The 9,497-nt window shown below is 65.7% G+C and carries 20 protein-coding genes; 15 read left to right on the forward strand and 5 right to left on the reverse strand.

The window, feature by feature from the left end:
* Positions 1–5: 5 nt before the first annotated feature.
* From R4823_RS16795 to R4823_RS16805, 3 genes are all read right to left on the reverse strand, one after another.
* Positions 6–266, reverse strand: coding sequence for a hypothetical protein (locus tag R4823_RS16795; protein ID WP_338615517.1), 261 nt, complete (start codon positions 264–266; stop codon positions 6–8).
* A gap of 167 nt (positions 267–433) precedes the next feature.
* The gene (locus tag R4823_RS16800) at positions 434–790 is read right to left on the reverse strand and encodes a Rap1a/Tai family immunity protein (RefSeq protein ID WP_338615518.1); all 357 of its coding nucleotides are present in this window, start codon (positions 788–790) and stop codon (positions 434–436) included.
* Positions 791–870: 80 nt separating this feature from the next.
* Positions 871–1,278 carry a hypothetical protein gene (locus tag R4823_RS16805; RefSeq protein ID WP_338615520.1) on the reverse strand — a complete coding sequence of 136 codons (408 nt, stop codon included), beginning with the start codon at positions 1,276–1,278 and terminating at the stop codon, positions 871–873.
* 92 nt (positions 1,279–1,370) lie between these two features.
* Here R4823_RS16805 and R4823_RS16810 point away from each other — a divergent pair, with 92 nt between their 5' ends.
* Positions 1,371–1,592, forward strand: coding sequence for a hypothetical protein (locus tag R4823_RS16810; protein WP_338615522.1), 222 nt, complete (start codon positions 1,371–1,373; stop codon positions 1,590–1,592).
* A 119-nt stretch (positions 1,593–1,711) separates the two neighbouring features.
* Here the strand turns inward: R4823_RS16810 and R4823_RS16815 are convergent, their stop codons facing one another.
* Together R4823_RS16815 and R4823_RS16820 are read right to left on the reverse strand one after the other, a co-directional pair.
* On the reverse strand, positions 1,712–1,984 hold the full coding sequence (locus R4823_RS16815) for a hypothetical protein (RefSeq protein ID WP_338615523.1): 273 nt from the start codon (positions 1,982–1,984) through the stop codon (positions 1,712–1,714).
* Between the two features lie 87 nt (positions 1,985–2,071).
* Positions 2,072–2,233, reverse strand: coding sequence for a hypothetical protein (locus tag R4823_RS16820; RefSeq protein WP_338615525.1), 162 nt, complete (start codon positions 2,231–2,233; stop codon positions 2,072–2,074).
* A 74-nt stretch (positions 2,234–2,307) separates the two neighbouring features.
* On the opposite strand from R4823_RS16820, the gene R4823_RS16825 reads away from it, so the two are divergent.
* The 14 genes from R4823_RS16825 to R4823_RS16890 all read left to right on the forward strand — a co-directional run bounded on the left by R4823_RS16825 (position 2,308) and on the right by R4823_RS16890 (position 9,441).
* A complete protein-coding gene (locus R4823_RS16825) occupies positions 2,308–2,622 on the forward strand; it encodes a CII family transcriptional regulator (protein WP_338615526.1) in 315 nt (104 codons plus the stop codon).
* Entirely contained in the window at positions 2,619–2,828 is a 210-nt protein-coding gene (locus tag R4823_RS16830) for a hypothetical protein (protein ID WP_338615527.1), read from the forward strand. The genes R4823_RS16825 and R4823_RS16830 overlap by 4 nt, the downstream gene beginning before the upstream one ends.
* A gap of 38 nt (positions 2,829–2,866) precedes the next feature.
* Positions 2,867–3,301 (forward strand): class I SAM-dependent methyltransferase, encoded by a 435-nt coding sequence (locus R4823_RS16835; RefSeq protein ID WP_338619189.1) that lies wholly within the window; start codon positions 2,867–2,869, stop codon positions 3,299–3,301.
* A gap of 76 nt (positions 3,302–3,377) precedes the next feature.
* Positions 3,378–4,313: a YdaU family protein gene (locus R4823_RS16840; RefSeq protein WP_338615528.1), complete on the forward strand. Its 936-nt coding sequence runs from the start codon at positions 3,378–3,380 to the stop codon at positions 4,311–4,313.
* Positions 4,310–4,768 (forward strand): hypothetical protein, encoded by a 459-nt coding sequence (locus tag R4823_RS16845; RefSeq protein ID WP_338615529.1) that lies wholly within the window; start codon positions 4,310–4,312, stop codon positions 4,766–4,768. Before R4823_RS16840 ends, R4823_RS16845 begins: the two co-directional genes overlap by 4 nt.
* On the forward strand, positions 4,765–5,409 hold the full coding sequence (locus R4823_RS16850; protein ID WP_338615530.1) for a RusA family crossover junction endodeoxyribonuclease: 645 nt from the start codon (positions 4,765–4,767) through the stop codon (positions 5,407–5,409). The genes R4823_RS16845 and R4823_RS16850 overlap by 4 nt, the downstream gene beginning before the upstream one ends.
* Complete coding sequence (locus R4823_RS16855) at positions 5,406–5,570, forward strand: hypothetical protein (protein ID WP_338615531.1); 165 nt, start codon at positions 5,406–5,408, stop codon at positions 5,568–5,570. The genes R4823_RS16850 and R4823_RS16855 overlap by 4 nt, the downstream gene beginning before the upstream one ends.
* Positions 5,567–5,776, forward strand: a complete 210-nt coding sequence (locus tag R4823_RS16860; RefSeq protein WP_338615532.1) for a hypothetical protein — start codon at positions 5,567–5,569, stop codon at positions 5,774–5,776. The genes R4823_RS16855 and R4823_RS16860 overlap by 4 nt, the downstream gene beginning before the upstream one ends.
* On the forward strand, positions 5,773–6,021 hold the full coding sequence (locus R4823_RS16865; protein WP_338615533.1) for a hypothetical protein: 249 nt from the start codon (positions 5,773–5,775) through the stop codon (positions 6,019–6,021). The genes R4823_RS16860 and R4823_RS16865 overlap by 4 nt, the downstream gene beginning before the upstream one ends.
* A 65-nt stretch (positions 6,022–6,086) precedes the next feature.
* Positions 6,087–6,503 (forward strand): hypothetical protein, encoded by a 417-nt coding sequence (locus R4823_RS16870; RefSeq protein WP_338615534.1) that lies wholly within the window; start codon positions 6,087–6,089, stop codon positions 6,501–6,503.
* Positions 6,504–6,513: 10 nt separating this feature from the next.
* A complete protein-coding gene (locus R4823_RS16875; protein ID WP_338615535.1) occupies positions 6,514–6,732 on the forward strand; it encodes a hypothetical protein in 219 nt (72 codons plus the stop codon).
* Entirely contained in the window at positions 6,732–8,342 is a 1,611-nt protein-coding gene (locus tag R4823_RS16880; RefSeq protein ID WP_338615536.1) for a portal protein, read from the forward strand. The genes R4823_RS16875 and R4823_RS16880 overlap by 1 nt, the downstream gene beginning before the upstream one ends.
* Positions 8,339–8,581, forward strand: coding sequence for a hypothetical protein (locus tag R4823_RS16885; RefSeq protein WP_338615537.1), 243 nt, complete (start codon positions 8,339–8,341; stop codon positions 8,579–8,581). The genes R4823_RS16880 and R4823_RS16885 overlap by 4 nt, the downstream gene beginning before the upstream one ends.
* 20 nt (positions 8,582–8,601) lie before the next feature.
* A complete protein-coding gene (locus R4823_RS16890; protein WP_338615539.1) occupies positions 8,602–9,441 on the forward strand; it encodes a hypothetical protein in 840 nt (279 codons plus the stop codon).
* Positions 9,442–9,497 lie beyond the last annotated feature (56 nt).

Genomic DNA, 9,497 nt, shown 5'->3' on the forward strand with positions numbered 1-9,497 from the left:
TCGCCTCAGACGGTTTCCAGGTCCCAGAAGTCGGCCCGGTCCCAGACCTCCTTCGCAACCTGTTCAACCTCGCCGGCATCCACGCCGTCGGCCATATCCAGGCTGCTGGAGCTCTGGCGATCGTTGCGGCGGATCTCCACGTCAGCGCCCGGGAACCGGTCGCGCAGCGCGGCATCGAGCGCCGCGGCGTAGCGGTCGGCATCCTGGCTGGTGGCGCCCCCCATGCTCGACGTGGTGACGGTGTAGCGGATCGTAGCCTTGTTCATTTCCCATCCTCCTTGCCCTGGCGGGCGGTTGATGGGAACAATTAAACACTGTGTTTATTATTTAGTCAACACCATGTTTATTTTTTCTTCGTGGCGTTGATAGGTGGGCGCAAAAAAGCCCTCCGAAGAGGGCTATGGGGATCGATGACGAGGCGCGTCCGCGTTCGTCATTTCTCGCACGGGTACGCTTCTCTCATTGCCAGAAAATACAAAAGAGGGGCATATTGATGCCTGTCTTTTGGATGCTTGGCCAAGTATTCCTTGAAGATGTCTACACGCTGTTGGTTATTCACAGTTGGAGGCTGGCAGTAGGGCTCCATGCCACGGGCGGCGAGCGTCCCCACGGTGACCCCACCCTCCAGTCCCACGACAAAAGAGAGGCAGCCAAGTCTGCCAAAGTCATCATTTGTCGAGCATATCCGATGCCAATAGTTGCCGGTTTGGCTGTCATCCAGTGCGGCGGCAGGCATAGCTGGAGACACAAACAACGCAGCCACAATCACGCTTTGTAGCCGAAGCCACATTCCGTTACTCCTTCAGCATTTTTTTGGGGAATGCGCCGTAGACGACATTCCCCACTTTTTTAAGCCCCTGCTGCCATGCCTCAGGCGGCGGTGGCCGTGCTTTTCCCGTCCTTCAGCACATCAAGGCCATTAAATCCTGCTGCGGCAAGGAATGCGCCCTCGAGGCGCTGTCGATCCGCCGCAGTAAGCCGGTGCACCTTCCTCTCATCAATCCGATCGAACGGCCACTTGGCGCCTGACGCCTCGCCGCTCTCTCCGATGATCATCGGCCCTTCGTTGTAGAGGACCCACGTCGCATTGATGTTGAGTTCCCGCTGGGCGACCAAAAGCGCCTCCTTGGATGGCCCGCGGCTCTCCCAGTTGTTGACATTCTGTGGTGCCACATTCAGCAAATGAGCGAGCGACGTCTGGACCGCGCCGGCGTCCAGCTTTCCCGTTGAGCGGGCAGCTTCGTATAGCCGCTCCATCTGTTCGTGCATCGATTTCATCGCTCGATTGTGGCTCGACTAAACGGAGCGTTGATACACATCACGTTGACCGATAAATAAACATGGTGTTTAATCGCTGCAAGGAGCGATACATGGACGCCGATCAACACCTCATCGACAAGCTGGGCGGCCCCACACGCGTAGCTGAACTGCTCGACATGGCGGGCGAGCCTGGCGTTGTCCAGCGGATCAGCAACTGGAAGCGGCGCGGCATCCCCGCCAAGGTCCTCTTGAAGCATGGCGAAGTCCTGCGCCAGGCCGAAGCCGCTGCGGACGCCACCGCCGAGTCCCCCCACAGCGGGGAGGCTGCGTGAGATGGACCGAGTCGCCGCTGCGGTAACCCATCTCGACCGCGCCATTTCAATGCTGGGCCGATACCACGCACTGGTGGATTTCCACTGCACCGTCGCCGGCGTGGCCGCCGTCGGCGCGTTTATCTCATCGGCGGAGGGCTCTTTGCTTCGGCCCGGGCTCTTAGATGTTCGGCCCAACCCTGCGCAATCTGATCGAAAAGTAGTCGGCCTGATTCGGGCAGAAGTGAGGGCAGCAGTTGAGCTGCTTGATGTTCTTTCATCTGCTCGAATGCATCGGCAATGTCCCGCAGCAACTGGCTCCCAGGGGGATGAGCCGCGATGATGGCGTTCAACACCAGATTGTTCACCATGGACTGCGCGAGCGCGCGCTCTGCTATGTCGTTCACGTTCATGAGGGTCCCCCAGGGGTATCGATCGGTGTGTGAGAGCTTCGATCGTAGCCGCGCCGCGGCGCCCTCGCCATTTCCCAGGGAGGCCCGCTAATGCAGCGCTTCGCCCCTGTCCCCCTCGTACCGCGCCATGTCCGCCTCCAGGCATCGGCGCTGGAACACCACGGCCACCAGCTCGTCGGGCGCCGTGCCGTGCACGCGCAGGCATATCTCTCTGGCCTCGGCCAGCAGTCGTTCGGTTTCGGTTTGCATCGTTGGAGTGTCGCTGCCAGGCAGGCCCGGCGCCAGTTGTGGGGTCTACGTACCCGAGGAAGTAGGTGAAGGTCATGCAGCAATCATCCGCCGACCAGGTCGAAATTACCCGCAAGACTGGTGCAAGGCTTCAGAGCGAGGTTTTGCAGCGGCTTGCCGAGGTGACGCAGGAGCGTGCAGCCGATTGCATGGGCGTGAGCGCCAGCACGATCAGCCGCGCGAAGGAAGACCTGGACAAGTTCTGCCAGATGCTGGCGGCCCTGGGCTTCCAGCTCGCACCTGTCGATGCCGTGGTGACCAACCAGGAAGACCTGCGCGCGCTCAAGCGCATGGCCATGCAGTGGCTCCAGGCCGACCTCGAACGCGACTTGCGGAGCCAGACACGATGACTCACCACCTCGCCCGCGTAGCCGGCCAGCTCTGCGCGAACCCACGTTTCCAGTCCTGGCTCGGCGCGTCCGATGCCGACGAGGCCGCCCAGGTCCTGCGCGAGCGCTGCCAGGTGGCCAGCCGGCGGGAGCTCGATGCGAATCCCGCGGCTGCCGAGCGGTTTCATGCCGTGCGCAAGGCGTTCGCTTATGGAGGGACGCCGTGACCGTCACCGTACTCGATCCCTGCTGCGGCGGCCGCATGATGTGGTTCGATCGCCAGGACCAGCGCGTCCTGTTTGGCGACATCCGCAGCGAAGACCATACCCTGTGCGACGGCCGGGTGTTCAACATCACCCCCGACATCAACATGGACTGGCGGTCCATGCCGTTTCCCGACGGCCATTTCCGCCTGGTGGTGTTCGATCCGCCCCACTTGGTTCGCGCCGGTCGCGATAGCTGGATGCGGGCCAAGTACGGCGTGCTCGGCGAGAACTGGCGCGAGGACTTGCGCCAGGGCTTTGCGGAATGCTTCCGTGTCCTGGCGCCGCATGGCGTGCTGATCTTCAAGTGGGCTGACATCCAGGTGCCAGTGCGCGAGGTGCTGGCGCTGACCGACCAGAAACCCCTGTTCGGGCACCGTTCAGGCAAGCGCGAGAAGACGCACTGGATGACCTTCATGAAGCCGGGGGCAGCGTGACTAGCACAGCAGGCCGCCCCTTGTCTATTTCCCGCGTCCACAAGACGCCCGCGCGGCGTCGCGGCAAGGTGGGCGCATGAACTACTACAGACGCCACCTGGGCGACTACGCCGCCGCCACGCGCCACCTCTCGATGATCGAGCACGGCGCCTACACGCTGCTGCTGGACGTCTACTACATCGGCGAGAAGCCCCTGCCGAATGACGAGCGCGCCATCTGGCGCCTGGTCGGTGCACGGAGCAAGGACGAGCGCGAGGCCGTCAGCGTGATCCTGCAGGAGTTCTTCACGCTCGAGGCCGACGGCTGGCACCAGACCCGGTGCGATGAGGAAATCGGGAAGAAGCAGGCCAAGGCGGAGGTCAACCGGGAGATTGGAAAGCGCGGCGGGCGTCCGAAAAAAGAAACCCAAGCGGATCCAGAAAAAAACCCAGACGGTTTCCAAGAAAAAACCCAAACGGTTTCTGAAAATAACCCAAGCCATAAGCCAATAGCCAATAGCCAAGAACCAAAAGAAAAACAAACAAGCGGCGGCGACACCTTGGGCCAGCATCGCGAGGATGACCGCCCCCCGCCGCCGCCTGTCCGGCAAAGCCAGGGCGACCCCACGGACATCGCCGTGCGCATCGCCAGCTCCCTGCGGGTCTGGGAGAAAGCCCGCGGCAAGTTCGCCAGCGTCACCAGCACGAACTGCGCGGACCTGGCCGCCATGCAGCCCACGGACGCCGAGCTGCGCGAGGCCTACGACCTGGCCGTGGCCGACCGCGACAAGGCCCAGGACCCCAGCCCCGTGAACGCTGGGTTCGTCGCCACGTTCCTCGCCAAGCTGCGCGCGCCGGCTCGCCCCAAGGCGCCGCCCCGCGACGACTGGCACCGCTCCGACGCCGGCACCGACCGCAAGGCCCGAGAACTCGGCATGTTCGCCCACGGGGGCGAGAGCTACGACGCGTTCCGCCAGCGCATCTGGGCGGAGATCAAACGCCGTGAAACCGCAACCTCCCAGGGGGCAGCATGAGCGACGAGAGCACGACCTACGACCGCACCGGCTGTTTCGTCGCCGGGTGCCCGCTGCCCGGCAGCATGGCCACCAGCACGAACGGCAGCTCGCAGTGGTTCTGCCACATGCACCACGGCGCGCCAGCGACGTCCTGGGCCGACATCACGGCGCGGGTCAGCAACCGCCTACCGCTGCTCGAGGCCGCCCGCCGGCTCTCGAACCTGCCGCCGCGCACCGCCGTGCCCTCGGCGATCGTTCAGGCATTCGAGGCCTCTGGCCGCGGCGCCATGCTGCTGGTCGATGGCAAGCGCGTGCCGGCGCGCACCGCCGGGCGCCACGCCATGGGCGTCCTGGAGAAGGAAATCCGCACGCCTGGCCAGCAGCAGGCGCTCGAAACCGTGAAGGCGGCCATGGCGTCCGGCTTTCGCAGCATGGGCGAGCTGATCGCCGAATCCGAGGAGATCGGGGCATGACGCTGGCCACGGACAAAAGCGGACAGGACACGCAACGTCTCGCGCCCGCGCGCGCGTTTTCCGCCCCGGACGAGCTCGTGCTGGCTGGTGCTGAAGTCGCCCGCACCCGCCCGGAAATCTGCGTGGATGCAGGTGGGCAAGGTGGTGCTGAAGCGGACGAATTGCCGAATTGCGCAATTTCGCAAACTGGCCCGGCGCCCATCACCCTGGTCCTGCCCTACCCGATCAGCGCGAACCGGTACTGGACGTCGTTCCACCTCGGCAACCGTATCGCGGTCGGTCGGTCGAACGAAGCCAACGCCTACAAGCGCCAGGTGGCCAAGCTGGCCCAGGCAGCCGGCATTAGCAAGCCGATCTCCGGCCGCGTGCAGATCGACATTCGCCTGTGGCCAGCGCGCCCCCAGGACTGGGCAAAACGGTATGCGCGGGACCCGTTCACGTGGGATGACACCGTGCGCTGCCTGGACCTCGATAACGCCAACAAGGTCCTGCTCGACGCCCTCAAGGGCATCGCGCTCGATGACGACAAGTGGGTGCGCCGCATGACCAGCGAGCGCATGCAGCCCGATGGCGGCGGCGCGCGCGTGGCTGTGCGGATCACGCCGCTGGTGGCCGTTAAACCGCAAGGATCCCTGCTATGACCGGCCGGGAGTGGTGGCGCACCTACTACCGCTTACTGCGGATCGCCCGCCGCGAGCACGCCAATGCCTACGCCGACTCCGCCATCTACGGCACCGGCGTGGTGGTCTACGACGATAAGGGCATCGCCCAGCACATTCCGATGGGAGAGATCTACCAATGACCAAGCGCCGCGGCTATTCCGCCATTGACCCCAACGCGAAGCCCGCGCCAGCGCGGCCGCCCCGCGAGTTCAAGCCGCTCTCGTACGACCGCGCCATGCAGCAGGCGCTCGACCGCGCACGCGCCGCGCAGCCGCCCATGTCGCCGCTGGCGGGCCGGGCCGGACAGCCGCGCGAGGACCGGTTTGACGAACGCTGGAGGGAGTGAACTTGCCGGCAGCGCCCACCCGCGTAGACTGGTTCCGCATCCTGGATGACCTCAAGCGCGAGGGCTACGGGCTGCGGGACATTACGCACTTCACCGGCATTCCTCGCAGCACGCTGTTGACCTATCGCGCCGGCAGCGAGCCCGGCTATTCCACGGGCCAGAAGCTCGTGATGTTCTGGGCCCAGGCCACCTCACGCGATGCGGCCTCGGTGCCCATGGTGAATCCCTACAGCTACCGCGCCTGATTTGTCCGAGATTCCGACCGGCATCCACGCCGACACTCGCCACGTTGATCCCCAACGGAGGCGCTATGTCCCGCAACACCACCAAGCCGGTGCAGATGCCCGGCGGCTCCAACGAAGCTACCGACCAGATCCCGGCCGGCGCACCCGCTGATCTCGAAGCGGCCCAGACCGCCCAGGGCGCGGCGGCGGCCAAGACCGACGACGGCACCCAGAGCAGCGACAACAGCGTCGAGCTCGAGCAGCTGCGCGCCCAGCTCGCGGCCGCCAACGAGGCTGCCGCCAAGGCCCAGGCCGAAGCCGAGCAGCTGCGCAAGGCCAAGGGCGGCAAGGGCGCGGCGGCGGCTGAACCCGCTGCAGGCCGCTCGTACCGCGACGTGCCCGCCAGGGAGATCGACCCGTCCACGCTCTCGGCGCCCGTGCTGAGCCGCGACGGCTGGGTCGTGCCCCCCCCGCCGCCCACCACCGACCTGCGCCGGCTGTAAGGGGTAGGCCATGTGTGGCGGTGCACCCTCCATAGCGCCGGCAGTCGATCCAGCCGAGCAGCAGGCCAAGGCCGACGCCGACGCCGCCCGCAAGGCGAACACGGAAGCGGCGGCCACGCGCCGCGCCCGGCGCCAGCAATCGGCCCTGGCCACCGGCGCGAGCAGCACGTCCGGTACAGCCGCGACCTCGACGGCCCTGGCCACCGGCAAACCGACCCTGGGTAGCTGATGACCACTCCCGATCTCGGCAAAAAGCTGACCACGCGCGCCGAAGCGCTCAAGGCGTCGCGCCAGGTGCACGAACCTGTCTGGCGCGACGCCTACGACTACACGTTCCCGATCCGTGCGGATGGGTTCGATGGTCAGGTCATCACGGCGTCCGACGCCGCGGCGCGGATCGCCCGGCTGTACGACGGCACGGCGCCCGATGCGCTCACGATCCTGGCCAGCTCGATCATGTCGGGCCTGACGCCGGCCAACTCCCGATGGTTTGGCCTGGACGTGGAAGGCGCCGACCACGCCGGCAAGCAATGGCTGGACAATGCCGCCGAGGTGGTCTGGTCCAACATTCACGCGTCCAATTTCGATGCCGCCGGGTTCGAGTGCTGCCTGGACCTGACCGTGGCCGGCTGGTTCGTGCTGTTCGTGGACGTGGACCGCGAGAACGGCGGCTACGTGTTCGAGCAGTTCCCGCTGACCACCTGCTATTGCGCCGCCAGCAAGCCCGGGGGCGCCATCGATACGCTGTTCCGCTGGTACAAGCTGACCGCCGAGCAGGCGGTGGCCGAGTTCGGCACGGACAAGGTGAGCCAGGGTATCCGCGAGGCCGCGGAGAAAGAGCCGGACCGCACGTTCGACTTCCTGCACGCCATCTACCCCCGGGCCGAGGGCCGGCCGGACGCCGTGCTGGCGCGCAACATGCTGTTTGCCTCGGTGCATATCGAGTGCCGCGACACGCGCGTGGTAGAGGAAAGCGGCTACCAGGAACAGCCGTTCGTCGCACCGCGCTGGCACGTCATCCCGCGCAGCGTCTACGGTACCGGTCCATTCATGAACGCGCTGCCCGATACGCGCGAGCTCAACGAGCTCAAGCGCAAGGAACAGCTCAACATCGACATGGCCATTGCCGGCACATTCATCGCCGAGGATGACGGTGTCCTGAACACCCGGAATATCAAGATCGGGCCGAAGAAGGTGATCGTGGCCAACTCGGTGGACAGCATCAAGCCGCTGACCGCCGCCGGGGACCTGCGAGTCTCGTTCACGAAGGCCGAGCAGTTGCAGGCCTCGATCCGCAAGGCGCTGATGGCGGACCAGCTCCAGCCCCAGGAAGGCCCGCAGATGACGGCCTACGAGGTGTCGGTGCGGGTGCAGATGATCCGCCAGCTGCTGGGCCCGGCGTTCGGCCGGTTCCAGTCCGAATACCTGCGCATCGTCGTGTTTCGGTGCCTGGGCCTGGCCATCCGCGCCGGCATCATCCCGCCGGCACCGCAGTCCGTGGGCGGCCGCATGGCGCGCGTCACGTACCGCTCGCCGCTGGCCCGCGCGCAGCAGTTCGAGGAAGTCTCGGCCATCGACCAGGGCATCCAGTTCGCCGGCCGCGTGGCGCAGGCCACCGGCAATACGTCGGTATTCGACATCATCGACCTCGACCAGGCGGTCACGACGGCGGCCGAGGGCCTGGGCGTGCCGATGAACCTTATCCGAGGTGCCGACCAGGTGGCGGCGTACCGCGAGCAGAAGGCCCAGGCCGACCAAGCGGCCGCGCAGCAGGCCCAGCAACAGCAACTATCCCTTGCGGCCGGTGAAGCCGCCATCCAGAGAACAGCGAACGCATGAACCAAGCTCCCCTACTGCCCGCCGAGGATTACCGCGCTCTCTTCGAGCACACACCGCTGGGCGCCGAAATCCTGGCCGAGCTCGAACGCAAGTTTTCCCTCAAGCCGGTAACCACCGGCGGCATTGACGCTGTGCTTGAAACGTACCTCCGCATGGGCCAGCGCAGCGTTATCGACTTCATCGCCCTGCGGATCAACCAAGCCAACCAGGTGCCATACCTGGAGCCTGACGAGGAGTAATCGCAATGTGGAAACGATGGATGCGTGCTGCGCTGATGAACGCGGCGGAAGGTGGAAGCGCTGCCGGCGGCGGTGGCGAGGGCGGCGCACCGGCCGGGGCGGCTGCCACTGGCCAAGGTGGCGCGGCCGCAGGATCGGCGCTGGCGGGCGGCGCACCGGCTGCGCCCAACTACGACTACATCCCCGAGAAGCTGCGGGCGATGAAGGAAGACGGCACGCTGGACGTGGACGCCAGTTCGCGCAAGCTGGCCGAAGCATATTCCACCCTGGAAACGCGCCTTGGCACTGGTGATGTGCGCCCGACGGCAGTTTCCGACTACACCGTCACCGTGCCCGACACACTGAAAGAGGCGTTCGACCCCGCCACGGACCAGGGCATGCAGGACTTTCTCAAGGGCGCCCACGAGGCCGGCCTGACCCAGAAGCAACTGGATTACGTCATGGGCAAGTACTTCGACATCGCCCCCGGCCTGGTCCAGGGTGCGCAGCAGCTCGATGCCGCCGGTACCACCGAAGCCCTGGGCAAGGTCTGGACCGACCCCAAGGCTTACAAGGAAAACATGGGGCACGCGTACGCCGCCGCGTCCGCCCTGGCCGAGAAAGCAGGCATTCCCGTCGCATCGATCATGGAAGGGCCGCTGGGGAATAGCCCCGAATTCATCCGCCTGATGGCCTCGATCGGCCCGGAAATGGCCGAAGACCGCGGCCAGCGCGGCGAGACTGTGGTATCTCCCACCGACCGCGAGAGCCTGATGAAATCCGAGGCCTACCGCAACCCCAAGCACGCCGACTACACGAAGGTGCAGGAGCAGGTGCGACGGTCCTACGAGAAGGAATACGGCACCCAGGCCGTCGCCTGACACATCAGAACCGCCACCCCAGGGCCGCCTCGCGCGGTCCTTTTCATTTGTCCGAG

The organism is Pigmentiphaga sp. CHJ604 (assembly GCF_036972535.1).
In the GTDB taxonomy this organism is placed as follows: domain Bacteria; phylum Pseudomonadota; class Gammaproteobacteria; order Burkholderiales; family Burkholderiaceae_B; genus Pigmentiphaga; species Pigmentiphaga daeguensis.